The sequence below is a fragment of the Polaromonas glacialis genome (assembly GCF_000709345.1).
Lineage (GTDB): Bacteria > Pseudomonadota > Gammaproteobacteria > Burkholderiales > Burkholderiaceae_C > Polaromonas > Polaromonas glacialis.
Window position 1 is genome coordinate 2,966,540 of the sequence record NZ_KL448323.1, and the last position, 19,506, is coordinate 2,986,045.

The following is a 19,506-nucleotide window of genomic DNA, read 5'->3' on the forward strand; positions in this document are numbered from 1 at the left end:
CTCCTATGAAGACGACTTTCAGCCTCAGTGACTTTGATTTCACACTCCCCGACGAATTGATTGCCCAGCATCCCGCCGCCGAGCGCAGTGCCTCGCGCCTGCTCGACGGCCGGGGCGGCGCCATCGCCGACCGGCGCTTTGCCGATTTGCCCGAGCTGCTTGAGCCCGGCGACCTGCTGGTGTTCAACGACACGAAAGTCGTCAAGGCGCGGCTGTTTGGCCAGAAGCTCAGCGGCGGCAGGCTTGAACTGCTGATCGAGCGCGTGCTTTCGCCCGATACAGACGCTGGCCATGAAGTCGCCGCGCACATGAAGGTCAGCAAAAAACCGCTGCCCGGCGCGGTGCTGCAGATGGATGGCGGTTTCACGGCCACCCTGCTGGGCCGCTGGCCCGAGGCGCACGGGCCGCTGTACCGCTTCCGGCTCAGCAGCGACCCGTATGCGCTGATGGCGCAGCATGGCCACGTGCCGCTGCCGCCCTACATCACGCACACCGATTCGGCGGATGACGAGCAGCGCTACCAGACGGTGTTCGCCAAAAACCCCGGCGCCGTCGCCGCGCCGACCGCCGCGCTGCATTTCGACGAGGCCATGCTGGCGCGGCTCGAAGCGCGCGGCATTGCCCGCGCCAGCGTCACGCTGCATGTCGGCGCGGGCACCTTCCAGCCGGTCAAGGCCGAGAACATCGCCGACCACGTCATGCACTTCGAGCGCTTCGACGTGCCGCCCGCCACTCACGAGGCGATTGCTGCGTGCAAGGCGCGCGGCGGGCGCGTGGTGGCGGTGGGCACGACGACGGTGCGGGCGCTTGAATCCGCCGCCAAATTTGGCCCGGATTGCATGGATACCAGCATCTTCATCACCCCAGGCTTTGATTTCAAGGTGGTCGATGTGCTGCTGACCAACTTTCACCTGCCCAAGAGCACGCTGATGATGCTGGTGAGCGCTTTTTCGGGCTACGGGCACATCATGGCGCTGTACCGGCATGCGATTGAGGCACGCTACCGCTTTTTCAGCTACGGCGATGCCATGCTGCTGGAGCGCACATCCTGCAACAGAGATGCGATCGACATGCCATCTGTTGCACGATAAAATTATCGATATGCAAAACCAGACCGTCATTGTCTCGCCCAAGTACCAAGTCGTGATTCCGCGTGAAATCCGCGAAGCCGGCGGAATCAAGCCCGGCAGCCGGATGAGCGTGTTCGAGGTCAATGGCGTGATCCAGCTGGTGCCGGTCAAGTCGGCCGCCGACTGCAGGGGGCTGCTGGCCGGCCTGTCCAGCACTGACGTCCCCTCTGATCCCGAGCGGTTTTGAGTCCATGGCTGTGAGCAAAGCGGCCAGGCCAGTGCCAGTCGTGCTCGATTCGTCGTGCTGGCTGGAATACTTCAGCAATTCACCGCGTGCGGACCTTTATGCCGAAGCCATCGCCAACACGGCCGCGCTGATTGTGCCGATCATCACGATTTACGAGGTGTACAAGGTGGCGTTGCGCGAGTTTGGCCTGGCCCATGCCAACCAGGCCGTTGCCCTGATGCGCGAAGGCGAGGTGATTGACATCAACCTCAACCTCGCGCTCAACGCGGCGGCCACCGGGCTGCCGATGGCCGACAGCCTGATCTACGCGACAGCGCAAACGCGCGGCGCGATACTCTGGACCCAGGATGCGCACTTCAAGGCTTTGGCGGGTGTGAAATTTTTCGCCAAAGAGTAAGCCGCATGGCCTTTCCTTCCCACGACCCTTGCCGCCAAGGCACTTTGATCCCTTACTAAATGCTTCAGTTCGAACTCCTCAAGACCGAAGGCCATGCCCGACGCGGCACCCTGACCCTCAACCACGGCGTGGTGCAGACGCCGATCTTCATGCCCGTGGGCACCTACGGCACCGTCAAGGGCGTGACGCCGCAGTCGCTTCACGACATGAACGCGCAGATCATCCTGGGCAACACCTTTCACCTCTGGATGCGTCCGGGGCTCGATGTCGTCAAGCAGTTCGGCGGGCTGCACAAGTTCGAGAGCTGGCACAAGCCCATCCTGACCGACAGCGGCGGCTTTCAGGTCTGGTCGCTGGGCGAGATGCGCAAGATTTCCGAGGAAGGCGTGAAGTTCGCCTCGCCAGTCAACGGCGACAAGCTGTTTTTGACGCCCGAAATCTCGATGCAGATCCAGACGCTGCTCAACAGCGACATCGTGATGCAGTTCGACGAATGCACACCCTACGACACCAAGGGCCACATCACCACCGAAAGCGAGGCGCGCAGCTCGATGGAACTGAGCCGGCGCTGGGCCAAACGCTGCGAGGATGAATTCGACAAGCTGGAGAACCCGAACGCGCTGTTCGGCATCGTGCAGGGCGGCATGTTCGAGAACCTGCGCCAGGAGTCGCTCGACGCGCTGGTCGAGATGGATTTTCCCGGCTACGCCGTCGGCGGCGTCAGCGTCGGCGAGCCCAAGGAAGAAATGCTGCGCATCATGGCGCACACGCCGCACCGCCTGCCGGCGCACAAGCCGCGCTACCTGATGGGCGTGGGCACGCCCGAAGACCTGGTCGAGGGCGTGGCCTCGGGCGTGGACATGTTCGACTGTGTCATGCCGACGCGCAACGCGCGCAACGGCCACATGTTCACGCGTTTCGGCGACCTGAAAATCCGCAATGCCCGCTACAAGACCGAGGAAGCCCCGGTGGACAGCACCTGCACCTGCTACACCTGCCGCAATTTTTCCCGCGCCTACATGCACCACCTGGACCGCTGCGGCGAAATGCTCGGCCCCATGCTGGCGAGCATCCACAACCTGCATTACTACCTGAACCTGATGCAGGAAGTGCGCGACGCGCTGGATGCCGGGCGCTTTGGCGAGTTCGTGCTCCAGTTCAAAACTGACCGGCAGCGCGGGGTCTGAACCGTGAACATCGACCTGCAGCGATTCATTGACCGCTGGGCCGGCATTCCGCTGTGCGCGGCGGTGTCCGGCTTTGATGCGCTCAGGCGGCGTTTTCGGCCCGCGCCAGCCGTGGAGCCGGCGCCGCGCGCCATCGTGGTGATTTTGCTGTCCGAAATGGGCAGCCTGGTGTTGGCCAACGACATGTTCGCCCGCCTGAAAGCGCGCTACCCCGACGCGCCGCTGCATGCGCTGCTGTTTCGCAAGAACCGCGAGATTCTCGACCTGATGCAGGTGATGGACCCGGCGAATGTGCATACGGTCGATGACCGCTCATTGACATCGTTGCTGTCCAGTTTGTGGCAGGCGATCAAGTCGCTGCGTCGGGCGAACGTCGATGTGGCGATTGACTGCGAGCTGTTCTCGCGTATCAGCAGTTTGCTGTCTTATGCCAGCGGCGCGGGCGTGCGGGTCGGCTTTCACCGGCACACGCAGGAAGGCCTGTACCGGGGTTCCCACATCAACCGGCCGGTGCCTTACAACCCTTATCACCACATCAGCGCCCAGTTCCTGACGCTGGCTAGGGCGATTGACTCGACGTCGGTACCCAAATCCAAGCTGGCGGTGGTGGCCAGCCCGAAGCCGCCGCCGCATGTGCGGCTCGATGGCGCGCTGATTCAAGGTATTCAAGTGCGGCTAGCCCAGGACTTCCCCGCCATCGCCGGCAAGCCGCTGGTGCTGGTCTATCCGGGCGGCGGCATATTGCCGATTCGCGCCTGGCCGCTGGCGGCCTACACCGCGCTGTGCGAAGGCCTGGTGGCCGACGGCTGCGCCGTGGCGGTGATCGGCCTGAAGGACGACCAGGCACTGGCGCGCCAGCTGGTGGCGCAAGTTCGAGCCAGCGCCGATATCGGTAGCGAAGGGAATGATCTAGCGGACTCCCCATTCCAGCAAGGGCCGCGGGACTGGCTTTGCCAGACCGCAGGCGCAGCGGCCCCCTCGGGGGGCAGAGAGTTACAAGAAGTGAACGAACGTGGGGGCGCTATCATCGACCTGACCGGCTACACCCGCTCGATTTCCGAACTGCTGGCGCTGTTCCATGTGGCGCGCCTGCTGGTCACGAACGACGGCGGACCGGGCCAGTTCGCCGCGCTGACGCCGATCTGGACGCTGATGCTGTTCGGCCCGGAAACGCCCGCTTTGTACGCGCCGCTGACGCCCAGGTGCCATTCGTTCTACAGCCAGTGGCCGTGCTCGCCCTGCCTCACCGCCTACAACCACCGCACGTCCTACTGCGACGGCGACAACCAGTGCCTCAAGGTGATAGCACCCGACGCCGTGCTGGCCAAGGCGCGCGAATGCCTGGCGGCGCCCTGAACACCCCCAAACCGATGTCAAGACTCAGAACCTTTGCCGAAGCGCTGGTCCGCCTGCTGCCGCCGCGCTTCCAGCTGATGCTGCGCTGGCGCTTCATCAAGTTCGGCATGGTCGGCGCCAGCGGCACGGTGATCAACATCGTTGTGCTTTACCTGGCGCAGGAGCATTTGCTCCAAAGCATTGCCGACTTTCACACGCGGCTGAACTACTCGATTGCGCTGGCCATCAGCGTCGCCACCATCAGCAATTTTTACTGGAACCGGCGCCTGACCTGGCGCGACCGGACGCGCAACACGCCCCAACCGGCGCTGCGGCTGTTCGTCAAGTATGTGATGGCCGCCGCGCTGTCGATCATCCTGCAGTCGCTGCTGACCAAATGGCTGGCGCTGCACCTGCATTACCTCGTGGCCAACGTGATCGCCATCGTGCTGGCCAGCGTGGTCAATTTCATCGCCAATGACAAGCTGACCTTTCGCCGGCACCGCAAGGCCACGCATTAATCCTTGATGCCCATGACAAGCTTCGACGACACCACCCCACCCGCCCGCCGTTCATTCCACCGGGTCTGGATCGGCTTGGCGCTGCTGGTGGCGCTGGCCTACCTGTTCGGCCTGGGCGGCGATCATATTCCGCGCAACGGCGACGAACTCGTCTATGCCAACATCGCCCGCCTGACCGCCGCCAGCGGCCACTGGCTGCCGCTGCAAAGCGCCTGGGATTTCATGCGCAACACCAAGCCGCCGCTGCTGTTCTGGCAGGCCATGGTGGCCGGCGGCTGGGGCGAGCACTGGACGCTGCTGCGGCTGCGCCTGCCCAGCGTCGCCTACACCTGGGGCATCACGCTGATGGTGGCGCTGCTGACCTGGAAGACGGTTCGCGGCGATGCGCCCGCACCTGATCGCGCCACGGCCGCGCAGCAAAACCGCCACGCGCTGACCATGGGCGCCATCGCCGCCCTCGTCTACCTGTCGTTCTTCACCACTTACCGCTACGGCCGCCCCTACCTGACCAGCGCGCCTGAGACCTTTTGGCTGTTCGGCGTGTTCTTTGCGCTGGCCTGGTCGCCCGCCAGGCTGCTGGCATCCAACTGGAAGTTCCCGCTGATCGCCGGCGTGGCGGTGGGCATCGGCTGCCTGTACAAGTCCTTCGTCATGGTGGTGCCGGTTGGCTTCGCGCTGGCGCTGTGCTACCAGACGGTAGGCGCGCAGATAGCGCCATGGAAGATTTTCCGGCCCGGCATGGTGAAGGACGGCGTCAAGGTCGCGGTGATCTGCGCCCTGGGGCTGGGCATTTTCGGCCTGTGGTTCGCCCTGGACCCGCAGCCGGGCGAGGTCTGGCGCGAGTTTGTCGTCGGAGAGAACGCCGGCAAGATGAACAATGCCCGGGGCTACTTCAAGACCGCCTTCAGCGGCGGCAGCAGCATTTTGACGATCCTGACGGGCTACTTTTCCAATGCCCTGTTCCTGCTGCCACTGTCGATTGGCTGCTTTGTCGCCGCCTGGCGCGGCTGGCGGCAGCGCCGGGGCACTTTGCTAACCATCAGCCCCGCCGAAAAAATCATGTGGCTGTGGCTGCTGGCGCTGGCGCTGGTGTTCATGCTGCCGACCCAGCGCTCGACGCGCTACCTGATTCCGGCCATGCCGGCGCTGGCCATCATGATGGCGCTCTACTGGCAACGCATCGGCCGCATCTGGTTCAGCCTGACGCTGGCGGTCTGCATGATCGGCCTGCTGGCGATGGGTCTGATCGGCTACGGCGCGGTGCGGGCGACGCAGGACCCGTGGATCTTGTCGCCGCTGTTCTGGGTGTTCGTATCTAGCACTGCGCTGGCCTGCGGGGCCGGCATCGTCAAGAAAAACTGGACCCGCCCGGTGGCCGCCTTGTCAGCCTTCAGCGTGCTGTTCGCGCTGGCCTGGGTGACGAATCCCTTCAACGGCGAACTGGGCCGCTTCAAGCCGCAAACCAATGCGCTTCTCAAGGGCCAGACGGTTCAGGTGCCGAGCAACTTCAACGGCCATTTCGAGCGCTACGAATTCATCATTCCGGGGGCGAAGATCAAAGACTATTTCGCCGCCCAGCCGGTCGACTACGCCGATGTGGAAAGCCTTCTCGAAACCAGCCGCTACGTGCTGGTGCAGCGGCGCATCGGCCAGGCGCCCTGCGCTAAGTGCCGGATCATCGACGAGCGCTGGGACCTGCGTTCGCGCCAGGACGAAAATGACGGCTTCATGGCCGCCTTCAAGACGCCCGAAACCTACTGGTATGCCAAGGAATACCTGGTCGAGCCGCCGGCGCCCTGAGCCTTCGCAGATGGATTTTGCTACAAAATAAATAGCAACTTGCGCACGTTCAGCATGCGCAAAGCATCTATTTAACTCAGAAAGCGCGTGTCATCAGCGCTGCTTCTGGAACAGCACCAGCCGGGACTCGGTGCTCAGGTCGGCCTTGTTGGAAACCATCGTCACTTCGTAGCGTGTGCCCGGCAGGGGCAGTTGCGGCGCAAAGTTGAAGGAAAAGTTGCCGTTTGCATCGGCCTGCACCCGCTGCGTCAGCACGTCCTGGTTCACGCCGAACAGGCCGGCAATGGGCGCCACCGCATGCACCTTGATGTCCACCACCGCGCCCGGCGCCGTGCGGCCGCGAACCAGCGTCGTGCCACCCTCAACGATGGCGTTGTTGGCATGGCTGGTGATTTGCAGCGGCACTGTGGCCGGCACAGCGCCCACCGGCACGACCACGTCGAAGCTCCAGGTCTTGCGCACGGCATTGCCGGCCCGGTCCCTGGCGCTCACGTCCACCGTGTGGCGCCCGAGCGGCAGGTCGGCGCGGTAGGTGAAGAACTGGGCAGTGATGTCGCTGTCGGCGGTGACATTGCGGCCGGACACCACGACCTGGACGGTCTTCGGATCGACGCCCACGCCGCCGGCGTCATCAAAGGTCGCTGAAATGGAAATGGTGGCGCGGTCGATGATGGCTTCGCCCTCGCGCGGCGCCAGGTTGCGCAGCACCGGCGGCTTGGCATCGGCGGTCAGGGCCTGGGTCAGATTGGTTTTGACGGTCTGGTCGCCCACCCGCAGGCTGGCCACCATGGGGCGCGAGGGCATCAGGTTGTCGTTGCGGCGGATGGTGTAGGCCGCCTCATAGACGCCGGGGCGCACTTCACGCATGGGGACACGGCTGACGCCGGGAATTTCGATTTCAGCGCTGCCGCCCGGCGGGCCATTGAGCGAAAACTTCAGCTCGGCGCCCGGCTCGATCTTCTCTATCGGCGCGACGCTGAAGCGCTCGATCTTCAGCACCGCAACCGGCGGCACCGGCGCGGCCGCCTGCGAGTTCGCCATGCCGGCCGGAAAGCTGTAATTGACGGCGATGTTGCGGTTGCGCAAGCGCAGGGTGGCGCGTATCGGATTGGCCGGCAAGATACGGTCCTGGCGCTTGATGGTGTAGCTGCCGGTGTAGACGCCGCGCTCGGTTTCCATCAGCGCAATGTCCCGTCGTATACCGTTGATGCGCAGATTGACCCGTGCCCGAGGCGTGCCTTCGACGGTGAACTCCAGCTCGGCGCCGGCCCTCAAGCCATCATCCGAAGTGACTTCGAGGGAGCGCAGCGCGGGCGCCGCAGGCTGCGCCATGACTGTGGCGGGCAAGGCGACCAGCGCCGTGGCAACCGGCAACAGAAAAAAGAGTGCAGCGACCTGGTTGCGCAGGTGGGCCTGTAGGTGAGCCTTCATGATGGGGAAGCCTTTGTAAATTAGATTTCCCAATGTAAATCTGCTTTTTCAAGGGCGTGTAGGCTAACGCAGCCGGGCCGGGTAGGCCTGCAACGGCGGGCAACGCGGCCCCGCCCGCCGCGAATCCGCCGCAGCTTCAGGCCTGACCGGCCACCGGCTGGGCCGGCAGGTGCTCATGCTTGCCGCTGGCACCGCAGGCATGGCAAAACTTGGCAAACGCGCCCTTGCGGGTGCTGCAGACCTGGCAATGGTCAAACAGGCCGATGCCGCAATGCGGGCAAAAGTCGATTTCCGGATTCTTCAGGTCCACCGGCCGCTCGCAGCCGGGGCACACGCCCTTGGACAGCCGCGCCAGCGCCGTGTCGTAGCTCAGTTCCTCGCGGCGCTGGGCGTCGGGCAGCTGCTCGGCAAGCTTTTGCCTTTCCAGGTAGCGGTTCAGCGCGATGATCGCCTGGCGCCCGACCGCCACCGTCAGCACGATGCCGACGATGTAGCGCACATAGCCGCCGTAGCTGGGCAGGTAAGGCACCAGCTCGACGAAAAAGGCAAACAGCGCAAAGAAAATGAAACCCCAGACAAACGGCCACCATGTGCTCTGGCGCTTTTTCGCGAAAAGCCAGCCGGCCGCCGCCAGCAGCGGCAGGGTCAGCGCCAGGCGGTACAAAAACACCCGCAACTCGATGCGGCGGTATTCGGCGTTGAGCAGCTTTTGCGCCGCCTGTTCCAGGTCGGCCAGCTTGCGGCGTTCGCGCACCGTGCCTTGCTGCGCATCGAGCGCCGCCTGCTGCTGGGCCTCGACCGCCATGCCGGCGGTGCGCTCCTTGTCCTTCAGGCCATCGAGCGCGCGGGTGCGCGCCACCAGTTCGGGGTCTTGCTCCGACAGTTGCGTGGCGCGGCGGGTGGACAGCCAGTTGTTGAAGGTTTCACGCGCGGCGGCCGAATCGGCCTGCGCCACACTGCGCTTGAGCCGGGCCTGCTCCAGCGCGGCATTGGCGTCTTGCTCCGCGCGTTCATTACTGCTGATGCCATTGCGCAGCGCCGTGACCGCCGCCTTGTCCATGAAATCGTCCAGCGACAGCGGCTGCTCCACCTTGGGCAAATCGCCAACCAGCGTGCCGCCCAGGCCGATCAGAAAGCTGGCGAACACCAGCGCCACCAGCCACAGGCCGCGCTGCATCCATTTTTCTGTCAATCGCAGGGTTTTGCTCATGGGAACTCCGTGGGGTAGCCGGAACAACTCCAGGCGGCGCTGTTCAGGCAAATTTATGACAAAAATAACTGTTTCCGCACAGTGTATAAGCACATGCAGCTATGTATTTAATAGCAAATTGTCGAATTCATGGCCACGGGCTTTCCTTGCAGCTGCTGAAAAAACGCAACGTGGCGCAAGCGCAAGCACCGCAATGGCCGCAGCCCTTCAAGGCCCGGCGGTTTCAATTTCATAATCCACTCCTTGCACTGAACCGAACAAGACCAACCCCACGCCATGCCTGAACCCAAACCCGATTCCCGGCGCGCCTACGCCAGCGCGCCCGTCAACCAGCGCACCGCGCCACGGGAAGCGGCCAAACCGGCGCCGGTGCATGCATCGCTCAGGGCGCGGGTGCAAAAAGCCAGGCAGCGCCAGTTGCTCGGCCCGCCGGTCAGTGAACTGCTGGCGCGTGGCACGCCGGACGCAACCCAGCGGCAGGGCAAGCTGCACCCGGGCGTGATTGCCGCTGCCGTGTGCGCCGTGGCGTCGGTCAGCGCCCTGGTGCTGCTGCGCTCGGACGCCGGGCTGGCGCTGGCAGCCGCCTTGGGGACACTTGGCGGAGCTGCCTGGCTGTGGCAGCGCCGAAGCCAGCGCACTGCTGGCGAAACCATGCCGCCGCCTGCCGGGCCGCCACTGTTTGACGCCCAAGCCCTGCGCCGGATCGACGAGGCTTTTGAAGCCACCGCCACCACCGCGCCCGAGCCGGCGCTAGCCGCGCTGCTGTCGCTCAAGGCCGCTGCGGTGCGCATGGCGCAGGCACTGGGCAGCACGCCGGTCGATGGCGATTTCACCCTTGAAGACCGCATGTACGTGGTCGAATCCCTGCGCCGCTACATTCCCGACACGCTGGGCGCCTACCTGCAGGTGCCTGCCGCGCAACGCGCCGTGCCAGGCGCCGACGGCCCTTCAGCCAATGCGCTGCTGCTGGACCAACTGGCGCTGCTGCAGTCCGAACTGGAGCAGCGCGAGCAGCGCCTGCATGGCAGCGCGGTTGAGGCCTTGCGGCGCCAGCAGCGCTTTTTGCAATCCAAGGCAACGCGCGGCTGAGTCCGCTTTCAACCAACCAGCGCTCAGCCCGGCCGGGTTTCAAGCGCAGGCTCGTTGCTGCGCGTCATCAGGTCGGCTTCATGGCGGTCGCGAATCGTCTTGGCCAGCGTGAAGGTGCTGCTGACCAGAAACATCCAGCTCACCACCATGTAGCCTTTTTGCCAGTCGCCGATGTTCATGCGCCACAGGCCCCAGGCCGTCAAAAACACCGCCGCCGCAAACGACACCCAGACGGTGATGATCCAGCCGTTGGTATCGACCCGGCCGTCGCGGTTGTCGCGCACCGTCTTGGCCGTGGCGAAAGCCGCGAACAGGCAAAAGAAAAACCCGATAGCCAGAAAAGCCCGGTCCAGCTCCTGGCTGGGCAGCTGCATCACGCCCGTGCCGCTGGCCAGCACCGCCAGCGTGAACGAAATCCAGACCTGCGCGCGCCAGCCGCCGGTGTCGCGCTGCATCACATATTGAGTGGCCATTTTCAAATTCCTTTTGCGTTAAAAAAATCGGGTTCAGAGGGCGACCGGCCCGCCGAGAGTGCGTTGCGTCACCTCACGCGCCTTTTGCTGGCGCACCCGGTCGATGTACTGGTCGGCGCGCGCCAGTTGCTCCTGCAAGATGGTGTTGTTCTGCCCCATCACCTCGACCATCTTGCCGCGAAAGGTGTCCATCGCGTCCATGGCCTTGAAGGTCTGGTCGAACATTTCCTTCATTTTCTCGATGCCGATCAGCGGGTTGCTGGCGAACTGGGTGGTTTTCTCGACATGCGTGTTGAGCTGGCGGCCGGTCTCGGCGATCAGGCTTTCAATCGTGCTGTTCACGCCGCCCAGCATCTCCATCACCTTGACCTGGTTGCCGGTGGCGCGCGCCACGGTCTGCGCCACGGCCAGCGCGCTCATGCCGGTGGTGGCCACGCGCGAGCAGCCGTTCATCATCTCGCGCCCGGTCTTTTTCAGCACGTCGAGCGCCAGGTAGCCGCTGGTGCAGACCGATTGCTGCGTCAGGATGTCGGCCAGGTTCTGGCGCACGTAGAACAGCACTTCCTGCTCCAGCGCCCGGGCGCGCTCGGGGTCGGTGGCCTTCAGCGCATCCACCTTGGCGGCCAGCTGGCGGTCCAGGCTTTGGGCAAACTGCGCGGCGGCGGCAAGCTTTTGCAGGCCGTCCCACATCTTGGTGCGCGTGGCCTCGATCTCGACCACGTCGCGCTGCATGTCGTCGCGCGCGGCATAGAGGGCTTGCATGCTTTTTTGCATCTGCTCGCCGGCGTTCTGAAACTTGCGGAAGTAGCTTTGCAGCTTGTTGCCAAAGGGAATGAGCCCCAACAGCTTTTGCGGCTGCAGCAGGTCGCCGTCCTTGCCAGGGTTGAGCGCATCCAGGTGGCCGCGCATTTCCTGCACCGCCTTGAAGGCCGGGCTGTCTTCCAGGCCGACAAAATTGCGCTGCATGAAGCGCCCCTGCATCAGGCCGGCGGCCAGCGAAATCTCCTCGCGCCCCAGCGCAAAGGCGCTGTCGAGCCGGGCCTTGAAGGCGTCGCTTTGCAGGTCTTCGGACAGCAGGCCGTCCATGAAACGCGCCACCTGGTCTTCGACGGCGGCAACGGTCTGCGCCGGCAGGGGCACGGCCGTGCGGGCCACCGCGTCGCTGAGCGGGCGCAGCAGGTCGGGCGGCGTCAGCTGAAAGCTGTCGGGCGGTGTCAGCGGCGCGCGGCTGGCCTCATCGGTGGGCAGGGACATGGTTTTTTTCCTTGACATTGCAAACAGGTGGATACGCAAGTTACAAAAGCTGAAGTTTGGCATAAGCCAGGCGGACTTCCGGGGAAAAAAAGACGCAGCGCCCCGGCAGGCCGGCGATCGGCCAAAGCACTCCAGGCCCGCCGCCTGGACTAAAACTGTGTATTAAAAATGGCTCTTGCGCACGACTGTATTGCGCAGGCAGCTATTAAAAAAAGAGTAACAAAGGCGTTCAAGCCGTCATCAACGCCGCCACCCGCGCCTGCAATGCCCCGGGCTGCACATCGGCCGGCGCCATGGCGGCACCGGCGTTCAGCCCCACGCGGCTGAACGCGCCGCGCCGGAACGGACGCACCATGGCGACGCTTTTGCCATCGACCTGCTCGACGCGGCTGAAGAACGAGCCCCACAGGTTGGTCAGCGCCATCGGCACCACAGGCACGCTCAAGCCGTCGCGCCCGGCGTTTTCCAGGATTTTCATGATGCCGCCCTTGAAGGGCTGGAGCTGGCCGTCGTGGGTGATGCCGCCCTCGGGGAAAATAGCCAGCAAATCGCCGTTGCGCAGCACTTTCGCTGCGGCTTCAAAGGCCGCTTCGTAGGCGGCCGGGTCTTCGGCGCGCGGTGCGACCGGAATCGCCCTGGCCAGCCGGAACAGCCAGCCAAGCACTGGCATCCTGAAAATCCGGTGGTCCATCAAAAAGTAAATGGGCCGCGAACTTGCCGCCATCAAGAGCACCGGGTCGATGAAGCTGACATGGTTGCAGACCAGCACCGCAGCGCCCTGCGCCGGAATGTTCTCGTCGCCCGTGACCCGGAAGCGGTAGATGCAGCGCGACGCGATGAACGCCACGAAGCGCAGCAAATACTCGGGCACCAGCATGAAGATGTAGAACGCCACCACCGCATTGGCCAGGCCGGTGAACAGGAAAATCTGCGGAATGCTGAAGTTCGCCTTGAGCAGCGCGCCGGCCAGCACGGCGCTGACGATCATGAACAGCGCGTTCAAGATGTTGTTGGCGGCGATGATGCGGGCGCGGTGCGTGGGCTGGCTGCGCAGCTGGATCAGCGCGTACATCGGCACGCTGTACAGGCCGGCGAACAGGCTGAGCAGCGCCAGATCAAGCATCACGCGCCAGTGCGCCGGGTGGCTGATGAAACTGCCCACGCCCATGAGGCTTGAGGCCGGCAGGCCGCGCGAGGCAAAGTAAAGGTCAATGGCAAACACGCTCATGCCGATGGCGCCCAGCGGCACCAGGCCGATCTCGACATGGCGCCGGCTCAGCACCTCGCACAGCAGCGAGCCGGTGGCAATGCCGATGGAAAACACCACCAGCAGCAAGGACGCGACATGCTCGTCGCCGTGCAGCACTTCCTTGGCCAGGCTCGGGAACTGGCTCAAAAACACCGCGCCGAAAAACCACATCCAGCTGATGCCCAGCATCGAGCGAAACACGACGATGTTGCCGTGCGCCAGCTTGAGGTTGCGCCAGGTTTCGCTGACCGGATTCCAGTTGATCGTCAAGCCCGGATCGGTCGCCGGCGCGGCCGGGATGAACTGCGCCACCATGCGCCCCACCAGCGCCAGCGCCACGCACGACACCGCCACATACTGCGGCCCGACACCGGGCACCGCCACCATCAGCCCGCCGACGATGTTGCCCAGCAAGATGGCGACAAAGGTGCCCATCTCGACCATGCCGTTACCGCCGGTCAGCTCGCGCTCGGCCAAAGCCTGCGGCAAATAGGCAAACTTGACCGGGCCGAACAGCGTCGAATGCAACCCCATCAGGAAGGTACACCCGAGCAACACCGGCACCTGGACGTTCACATCGCCACTCACAAAGCCCACGGCAGCAATCCCCATGATGGCCACTTCGAGGTTCTTGACGAAGCGGATGATGCGCGTCTTCTCGAACTTGTCGGTCAGCTGACCGCTGGTCGCCGAGAACAGCAAAAACGGCAGGATGAACAGCGCGCCGATCACCAGCCCGGCCAGCGCCGGCGGCAGCCAGCCGACGCTGAGCTGGTAGGTCACCATCACGGTGAAGGCGAACTTGAACAGGTTGTCGTTGGCCGCGCCCGAGAACTGCGTCCAGAAAAACGGCGCGAAGCGGCGCTGGCGCAGCAGCGCGAACTGGTTGGGATGCGCATTGGCGGACGGTGCAGGCATGGCGGCCGGCAAAGCATGCGCCGTGGACAGATGATCAACACTCATGCCGGATTCCTCTTTTGGTGGCTTTGCAGCGCGCATGTAACAAGGCGTGCGCCTGCGCAGCCTGTGGATTCTGCCCTGATTTTCAGCGCGGCCGCGCCATATGGCGCCGCCGCAGGAATGAAGGCGGGCAGCGGCGAAAAGGAAGGGAGCGAACAGGTCGATGGCATGAAACTCCTTGCGGACATGGACAGGGAATGCCTGGACTGTGCAGCCCAGCAAAGCCCGAAAGCCGCTTTTTTCAATACAGTGGCTTCATTTCAATCGCCGGGTATTGATAATCGATACCCATGAGCACCACTGCCGACCTTGTCGCCGTCCTGAAAAAAGAACTGAAAACCGCGCGGATGACCTACGCCGACCTGGCGCTGGCGCTGGGCATGGCCGAGTCCAGCGTCAAGCGCATGCTGGCCAAAGGCGACATGCCACTGTCGCGCATCGACGCGATCTGCCGCGCATTGAAACTGGACTTTGCCGACCTGGCGCGCAAGGTGGCCGATGATCAGCCGCTGCTGGCCCAGCTGACCGAAGCGCAGGAAAAGGCCGTGGTGGCCGACAAGAAACTGCTGCTGGCCGCCATCTGCGTGCTGTCGCAGTGGACGCTGGAGCAGATCACCGCCCGCTACCGGCTGACTGAGGCCGAATGCATCGCCTACCTGGCGCAGCTGGACCGCATCGGCATCATCGAACTCAAGCCACAGAGCCGCTACCGGCTCAAGCTGGCCAAGACCTTCCGCTGGCGCCCGCATGGCGCGGTGATGGACTACTTTCGGGACCATGCGCTGCTTGACTATTTTTCCGGCGGATTCAACGGCGCCGGCGAGGGCCTGCTGCTGGTGCATGGCTCGATCAGCCGGGGCCTGGCGCCGTCGTTCATGGAACGCATGCAGCGCGTGGCGCAGGATTTTGCCCAGCAGCATCAGGCCGACCAGAAGTTGCCAGAGAAGGACCGCGAAGGCTACACGCTGCTGCTGGCGATGCGCAGCTGGGAATTCGGGGCTTTCGCGGCACTGCGGCGCTGAAGGCGGTGGGGTCGGGGCAAGTGCCTGTCAGTTTTTTTGCTATTTAATTCATAGCTACTTAAGCAAGCGGAGTATGCGGAAAATGGATATTTGATAGCAAGAAACTGCCAACAGTGCCTGAAGCACAAAAGAAACGATCAGGCAGAGCGTGAAGCTGTTGGCGAACGAGCGGTAGAACCGGCCAGCCACCTGCATGGGCCACTGGCTGCGGATGAAAGAACCCAGGGCCAAGCGAAGCGATGGCCCGTCAGAGCGCTCAGCTCTAACCCGCTCCCGACCCCTGGGCAACTTTCTTTGGTGGGCTTTCTTTTTTGCCCAGAAAAGAAAGTTACCCCCCGCCGGGAAGGCGCTCAGCCCTCAAATAAAAGAAGAACACGCCAAGCCAAAGGCCATCAACAAAAACCGCAGCCATCAAACCCGAAACGTCAGCAGTTACCCAAAAAGGCCGTTGACTGGCCAAGTCGAATGCGTTCTAGCCTCGGGACTGGAAGGTTCGGGGAAACGTGACGGGCTGAAGATGCTTGACCAGCCGGTAGCCCATCGGGGCGCGCGGCGCGCCAGTGGCCTGCAGCCCCGCTTCTTCCAGAAAATCCGGCGCGGCCAGTGCGCGGGTGCGAAAGGCGCTTTTATCCAGGGGACGGCGCAGCACGATTTCATAAACCTGCTGCAATTGCGGCAGCGTGAACGGCTCGGTCAGCAGGAAGGCCGGCAGCGAGGTGTATTCGACCTTCGATCGCAACCGCTCCACGGCAGCCGCAAGGATAAGTCCATGGTCAAACGCAAGCCCGTCGGCCGTTTGCGCAGCGTTTGCCGCATCGACCGGAAACCAGCGCACATCGGCGGCATTGGAGCCTTTGCGCGGCTGCAGGCTGGCCCATGGCAGCAGCGCGAAATAAACCTGGGTCACCGACCAGCCGCGCGGATCACGCGTGCGTCCACCCCAGCTTCCCAGCTGCTCCAGGTAAGGGCTTTCAACTGCGGTTTTGTCGCGCAGCTTGCGCAGCGCGCAGGCGCGCAGGTCCTCGTCGTGCGCCACGTCCACAAAACCGCCCGGTAGCGCCCATTGCCCCGGAAACGGCTCCCTGGCGCCGGATGGACGCTGGACCAGCAACACCTGTAGCGCGTCGGCTATGAGCGTGAAGATCACCACGTCCACCGTCACCAGCGGCCGCTCGATGTCTTTTACCCGGGCCGCATACGCAGTGCGCCGGGCGGGTGAATCGGAAGGGTCGGTCATTCAATCTCCTTGCGCTTTGATTTCAAATGTGTATTATCCAACTTTGAAAGTTGCCCTATACAACTCATCAACACAAAGGAACCGCCTCATGTCCCCAGCCACCCTTCTCACCAGTTTCAACCGCCCGCTGCGCGTGGCACAGGTTCACGCCGGCCCGGCGCTGGGCAGCGTCGGCATCACGCTGTGCCCCGGAAAATGGCAGTCGGTGTCCGTCTCGGGCGTCTGGCAGCGCGACCTGGCCACCGACCTGGACGCGCTGCAGGGCTGGGGCGCCGCCGCCGTGGTCACGCTGATGCCGCTGGATGAACTCAAGGCGGTGCAGGCGGGCGGCATCGGCGGGGCCTGCGAGGCGCGCGGCATGGAATGGCACCATCTGCCGGTTCAGGATGTCGATGTGCCCGACGCCGCTTTTGAAACCGCCTGGCTATATGCCGGGCTGCGCCTGCGCGCGCACTTGCGTGCCGGGCGCAAGGTGCTGCTGCACTGCCGGGGCGGCCTGGGGCGCAGCGGCACCATTGCGGCGCGCTTGCTGGTCGAACTGGGCTGGGACGCGCAACAAGCCATCCGCGCAGTGCGTGCGCAGCGCCCCGGCGCCATCGAAACCCGTGCCCAGGAGGCGCATGTGCTGAACACGCAAGTTGCGCCCGCCGACGAAAGTGCCGCCGCCCGGGCACTGGGCTGCATTCTGGGCGGTGCGGTCGGCGATGCGTTTGGTTATGCCATCGAATTCGACCGCTGGGACGCCATCTGCCGCCAGCACGGACCGCGCGGCCTGTGCGAGCCGGTGTTGCGGCATGGCAAGCTGGTGGTCAGCGACGACACGCAAATGACGCTGTTCACGCTGGAGGCCATGGCCGTGACGCTGTCCGGCCAGTTGCCGCCGCTGTTTGCCGAAACGCTGGCACGCCCGCTCCAGGCTGCCTGCCGGCGGGCTTACCTGCGCTGGGGCACCACGCAGGGCATCCATGCAGCGGGCAAGGATGCTGACAACGCCACCTTGCACCTCAGCCCCGCCATGCGCCAGTCACGCGCACCGGGCAACACCTGCCTGTCAGCCGTGCGCGCAGGCGCCACCGGCACCGTGATGAGCCCTGACAACCAGTCCAAAGGCTGCGGCGCCGTGATGCGCACGGCGCCCATCGGATTGATCGAACAGATCAGCCCGGAACTGGCGATGGCGCTGGGCGACGCGGCCGGGGCGCTGACGCACGGCCATATCGACGGCTGGCTTCCCGGCGGCGCCTTGAGTGCGATGGTTCGGTTGATTGCCCAGGGGGAAGACCTCGTTCCGGCCGCATGCCACGCGCTGCGCCTGCTGACCGAACACCCGCACTCCCAGCGCGGCGCTGTGCGCAGTTCCGGCACGGTGCGGCTCCTTGGCGCCGCGCTGGAACTGCTGGGCAACACGCCCGCCCGCGCAGAAATCTTCAGGCAGCTGGGCGAAGGCTGGACCGGCGACGAAGCGCTGGCCATCGGTGTCTATGCAGCGGGGGCAGCGGACAGTTTTGAAGACGCCGTTCGCCTGGCCGCCAACCACGATGGCGACAGCGACTCCACGGCCTCGATTGCCGGACAGCTCTACGGCGCCCGCCACGGCATCCTGGACGTGCCGCATGCCTGGGTGCGGCGGCTCGATGTGCTGAAGGACGCGCTGGAGGTGACCCGGCGTTTTCTGGATACATACGAAGCGGGCAACCGCTGCCGAACAATCCAGCTACTCACTCCGCCGCCGTGAACACCGTCAGCACGCCGGTATAGCCATACAGGTGGTTGCGGGCAATCTCGCCACCGGCGAAAAAGCCGACCAGCGGCACGTCGCCCAGGGCGCGCCGCACGATCTGCAGCTCGGCGCTGGACGCGCCGAAATGCGGCCCGCCGCGCCCGGAACAGCTGACGTAAATGGCGCCGGCAATGCGCCGGGCCGGATGCGGCGCCGATTGGGCCTCGGGCAGGTTCAGCGCCGTCGCCACTTCGAGCGTCTGCTCTTCAGGCTCCAGTTCTTCGCGGATTTCGGCGCAGATGCGCACCAGGTCGGCGCGTGCGGCCTCGACATTGCGCTCGCAAAAGGCCAGCTTCATGCCGACGCTGGCCACGTCGGCAATCGCGATGCCGCGCCGCGCCGGATCGAGCCCGATCAGATGGCGCACCATGACCTCGGCGCCAAACTGGCCCGAGCGCTGCCGGGCGGCGTCAATCGGCAGGTCCGTGTCATGGCTCAAACCGACCAGCGTTTTGCGGACTTTCGCCAGCGCCTCGCGCGGCTGCTCCAGTGACACGCCCAGGTCGGCCAGCAGCACCTCCAGCGCCGGCCTGCCGTCGAGTTCGATGACGACGTTGGCATCGCAGGCGGTGATGGCGTAGGTAGCAGACACCGGCCGGCAGCCCTGGGTGACACGCGACATCAGGCCCATGCCGCCCGACGCATCGCGCGCAAAAGCCACGCCGCTCAGGCCGCCGCTGAACACGCCGCAGGCCGCGCCCTGCCCCTTGAGGTTGCCGTGGCCGCTGAGCGCGAACTGCACCGTCCGGCTCCGGCTCGACGCCAGGCCGCCGAACACGTAGCCGCTTTCGGTGCGCCCCGCCATCTCGGCAATCAGTTCGGCCACGTCGGGCGTGGCCGCATCGGCATGCACCAGCGCGGTGTGCGCGGTAAAAACGCCGGCATGCGCCGGCGGCAGCGGCGACACGCCGGAAAACACGCGGTAATGGTCGTGCGGCAGTTCGCACAGCATCACCGCCATGGCCGGTTCATCGAAATACTCGACGTTGTTTGACGCGATGCCGACGCCGACGGTGCCGCTCCAGTCGGTGATGAAGGGCAGTTCGGCGCTCAGGTGGTCGAGGATTTCCTGCGCCTGGGCCGCATAGTGGTCGGTGATGTAGAGCAGCGCGAGCGTCGGCGACGAGGCATAGGCCGGCAGGGCCAGGTAGCCGCGCAGCTGCGCCAGAACCAGGGCGGCCGCCATTTCCCATTGCGGATGGGTGGCGTGGCCGTAGGGGAAGAGTTTCATAAAGTAGGAAAGC

At 64.5% G+C, this 19,506-nt stretch carries 18 protein-coding genes; 11 read left to right on the top strand and 7 right to left on the bottom strand.

All coding sequences use genetic code 11. From position 1 onward, the window contains the following. Positions 1-5 precede the first annotated feature (5 nt). Genes queA through EC86_RS0114550 form a run of 7 tightly spaced genes read left to right on the top strand, consistent with a single transcriptional unit; the run spans position 6 to position 6,557 of the window. Entirely contained in the window at positions 6-1,091 is a 1,086-nt protein-coding gene (gene queA / locus EC86_RS0114520) for a tRNA preQ1(34) S-adenosylmethionine ribosyltransferase-isomerase QueA (RefSeq protein WP_051675934.1), read from the top strand. Positions 1,092-1,101: 10 nt separating this feature from the next. Then, entirely contained in the window at positions 1,102-1,317 is a 216-nt protein-coding gene (locus tag EC86_RS0114525) for an AbrB/MazE/SpoVT family DNA-binding domain-containing protein (RefSeq protein ID WP_029526418.1), read from the top strand. A gap of 4 nt (positions 1,318-1,321) precedes the next feature. Next, positions 1,322-1,714 (top strand): type II toxin-antitoxin system VapC family toxin, encoded by a 393-nt coding sequence (locus EC86_RS0114530; protein ID WP_051675936.1) that lies wholly within the window; start codon positions 1,322-1,324, stop codon positions 1,712-1,714. Between the two features lie 59 nt (positions 1,715-1,773). Continuing rightward, positions 1,774-2,901, top strand: coding sequence for a tRNA guanosine(34) transglycosylase Tgt (gene tgt / locus EC86_RS0114535; protein WP_029526421.1), 1,128 nt, complete (start codon positions 1,774-1,776; stop codon positions 2,899-2,901). Between the two features lie 3 nt (positions 2,902-2,904). After that, positions 2,905-4,257, top strand: coding sequence for a glycosyltransferase family 9 protein (locus EC86_RS29935; protein WP_029526422.1), 1,353 nt, complete (start codon positions 2,905-2,907; stop codon positions 4,255-4,257). A 14-nt stretch (positions 4,258-4,271) separates the two neighbouring features. Continuing rightward, positions 4,272-4,757, top strand: a complete 486-nt coding sequence (locus tag EC86_RS0114545) for a GtrA family protein (protein WP_029526423.1) — start codon at positions 4,272-4,274, stop codon at positions 4,755-4,757. Between the two features lie 12 nt (positions 4,758-4,769). After that, positions 4,770-6,557, top strand: coding sequence for an ArnT family glycosyltransferase (locus EC86_RS0114550; RefSeq protein ID WP_232229893.1), 1,788 nt, complete (start codon positions 4,770-4,772; stop codon positions 6,555-6,557). A gap of 93 nt (positions 6,558-6,650) precedes the next feature. On the opposite strand, the gene EC86_RS0114555 is transcribed toward EC86_RS0114550, so the two are convergent. Beyond that, positions 6,651-7,988: an Ig-like domain-containing protein gene (locus EC86_RS0114555; protein WP_029526425.1), complete on the bottom strand. Its 1,338-nt coding sequence runs from the start codon at positions 7,986-7,988 to the stop codon at positions 6,651-6,653. Between the two features lie 136 nt (positions 7,989-8,124). Further along, on the bottom strand, positions 8,125-9,198 hold the full coding sequence (locus EC86_RS0114560) for a zinc ribbon domain-containing protein (RefSeq protein WP_029526426.1): 1,074 nt from the start codon (positions 9,196-9,198) through the stop codon (positions 8,125-8,127). 276 nt (positions 9,199-9,474) lie between these two features. Here EC86_RS0114560 and EC86_RS0114565 point away from each other — a divergent pair, with 276 nt between their 5' ends. Continuing rightward, positions 9,475-10,287, top strand: coding sequence for a hypothetical protein (locus EC86_RS0114565; protein ID WP_029526428.1), 813 nt, complete (start codon positions 9,475-9,477; stop codon positions 10,285-10,287). Between the two features lie 23 nt (positions 10,288-10,310). Here EC86_RS0114565 and EC86_RS0114570 read toward each other — a convergent pair whose 3' ends face one another. From EC86_RS0114570 to EC86_RS0114580, 3 genes are all read right to left on the bottom strand, one after another. After that, positions 10,311-10,760, bottom strand: a complete 450-nt coding sequence (locus tag EC86_RS0114570; RefSeq protein ID WP_029526430.1) for a YiaA/YiaB family inner membrane protein — start codon at positions 10,758-10,760, stop codon at positions 10,311-10,313. A 33-nt stretch (positions 10,761-10,793) separates the two neighbouring features. Beyond that, the gene (locus EC86_RS0114575; RefSeq protein WP_232229894.1) at positions 10,794-12,014 is read right to left on the bottom strand and encodes a toxic anion resistance protein; all 1,221 of its coding nucleotides are present in this window, start codon (positions 12,012-12,014) and stop codon (positions 10,794-10,796) included. Between the two features lie 229 nt (positions 12,015-12,243). Then, on the bottom strand, positions 12,244-14,226 hold the full coding sequence (locus EC86_RS0114580) for an MFS transporter (protein ID WP_029526432.1): 1,983 nt from the start codon (positions 14,224-14,226) through the stop codon (positions 12,244-12,246). Between EC86_RS0114580 and EC86_RS28865 the strand changes: the two genes are divergently transcribed. Continuing rightward, positions 14,212-14,517, top strand: coding sequence for a hypothetical protein (locus tag EC86_RS28865; protein ID WP_156955326.1), 306 nt, complete (start codon positions 14,212-14,214; stop codon positions 14,515-14,517). The two genes, EC86_RS0114580 and EC86_RS28865, sit on opposite strands and share 15 nt — an antisense overlap. Continuing rightward, a complete protein-coding gene (locus tag EC86_RS0114585) occupies positions 14,514-15,245 on the top strand; it encodes a helix-turn-helix domain-containing protein (protein ID WP_029526433.1) in 732 nt (243 codons plus the stop codon). Before EC86_RS28865 ends, EC86_RS0114585 begins: the two co-directional genes overlap by 4 nt. A 472-nt stretch (positions 15,246-15,717) precedes the next feature. Here the strand turns inward: EC86_RS0114585 and EC86_RS0114595 are convergent, their stop codons facing one another. Continuing rightward, positions 15,718-16,482 carry an NUDIX hydrolase gene (locus EC86_RS0114595; RefSeq protein ID WP_029526434.1) on the bottom strand — a complete coding sequence of 255 codons (765 nt, stop codon included), beginning with the start codon at positions 16,480-16,482 and terminating at the stop codon, positions 15,718-15,720. Between the two features lie 88 nt (positions 16,483-16,570). On the opposite strand from EC86_RS0114595, the gene EC86_RS0114600 reads away from it, so the two are divergent. Further along, on the top strand, positions 16,571-18,217 hold the full coding sequence (locus EC86_RS0114600) for an ADP-ribosylglycohydrolase family protein (RefSeq protein WP_051675938.1): 1,647 nt from the start codon (positions 16,571-16,573) through the stop codon (positions 18,215-18,217). On the opposite strand, the gene EC86_RS0114605 is transcribed toward EC86_RS0114600, so the two are convergent. Continuing rightward, positions 18,201-19,493 (bottom strand): FIST signal transduction protein, encoded by a 1,293-nt coding sequence (locus tag EC86_RS0114605; protein ID WP_029526436.1) that lies wholly within the window; start codon positions 19,491-19,493, stop codon positions 18,201-18,203. The genes EC86_RS0114600 and EC86_RS0114605 overlap by 17 nt on opposite strands. Positions 19,494-19,506 lie beyond the last annotated feature (13 nt).

What these genes read in the sequence shown, in the direction of transcription:
- EC86_RS0114560 (WP_029526426.1), bottom strand. Translation starts at nt 9,198, where the DNA reads ATGAGCAAAACCCTGCGATTGACAGAAAAATGGATGCAGCGCGGCCTG.
- EC86_RS28865 (WP_156955326.1), top strand. Translation starts at nt 14,212, where the DNA reads ATGATCAACACTCATGCCGGATTCCTCTTTTGGTGGCTTTGCAGCGCG.
- EC86_RS0114575 (WP_232229894.1), bottom strand. Translation starts at nt 12,014, where the DNA reads ATGTCCCTGCCCACCGATGAGGCCAGCCGCGCGCCGCTGACACCGCCC.
- EC86_RS0114585 (WP_029526433.1), top strand. Translation starts at nt 14,514, where the DNA reads ATGAGCACCACTGCCGACCTTGTCGCCGTCCTGAAAAAAGAACTGAAA.
- EC86_RS0114555 (WP_029526425.1), bottom strand. Translation starts at nt 7,988, where the DNA reads ATGAAGGCTCACCTACAGGCCCACCTGCGCAACCAGGTCGCTGCACTC.
- EC86_RS0114600 (WP_051675938.1), top strand. Translation starts at nt 16,571, where the DNA reads ATGTCCCCAGCCACCCTTCTCACCAGTTTCAACCGCCCGCTGCGCGTG.
- queA (WP_051675934.1), top strand. Translation starts at nt 6, where the DNA reads ATGAAGACGACTTTCAGCCTCAGTGACTTTGATTTCACACTCCCCGAC.
- EC86_RS0114550 (WP_232229893.1), top strand. Translation starts at nt 4,770, where the DNA reads ATGACAAGCTTCGACGACACCACCCCACCCGCCCGCCGTTCATTCCAC.
- EC86_RS0114530 (WP_051675936.1), top strand. Translation starts at nt 1,322, where the DNA reads ATGGCTGTGAGCAAAGCGGCCAGGCCAGTGCCAGTCGTGCTCGATTCG.
- EC86_RS0114605 (WP_029526436.1), bottom strand. Translation starts at nt 19,493, where the DNA reads ATGAAACTCTTCCCCTACGGCCACGCCACCCATCCGCAATGGGAAATG.
- tgt (WP_029526421.1), top strand. Translation starts at nt 1,774, where the DNA reads ATGCTTCAGTTCGAACTCCTCAAGACCGAAGGCCATGCCCGACGCGGC.
- EC86_RS0114595 (WP_029526434.1), bottom strand. Translation starts at nt 16,482, where the DNA reads ATGACCGACCCTTCCGATTCACCCGCCCGGCGCACTGCGTATGCGGCC.
- EC86_RS0114525 (WP_029526418.1), top strand. Translation starts at nt 1,102, where the DNA reads ATGCAAAACCAGACCGTCATTGTCTCGCCCAAGTACCAAGTCGTGATT.
- EC86_RS0114545 (WP_029526423.1), top strand. Translation starts at nt 4,272, where the DNA reads ATGTCAAGACTCAGAACCTTTGCCGAAGCGCTGGTCCGCCTGCTGCCG.
- EC86_RS0114565 (WP_029526428.1), top strand. Translation starts at nt 9,475, where the DNA reads ATGCCTGAACCCAAACCCGATTCCCGGCGCGCCTACGCCAGCGCGCCC.
- EC86_RS0114570 (WP_029526430.1), bottom strand. Translation starts at nt 10,760, where the DNA reads ATGGCCACTCAATATGTGATGCAGCGCGACACCGGCGGCTGGCGCGCG.
- EC86_RS0114580 (WP_029526432.1), bottom strand. Translation starts at nt 14,226, where the DNA reads ATGAGTGTTGATCATCTGTCCACGGCGCATGCTTTGCCGGCCGCCATG.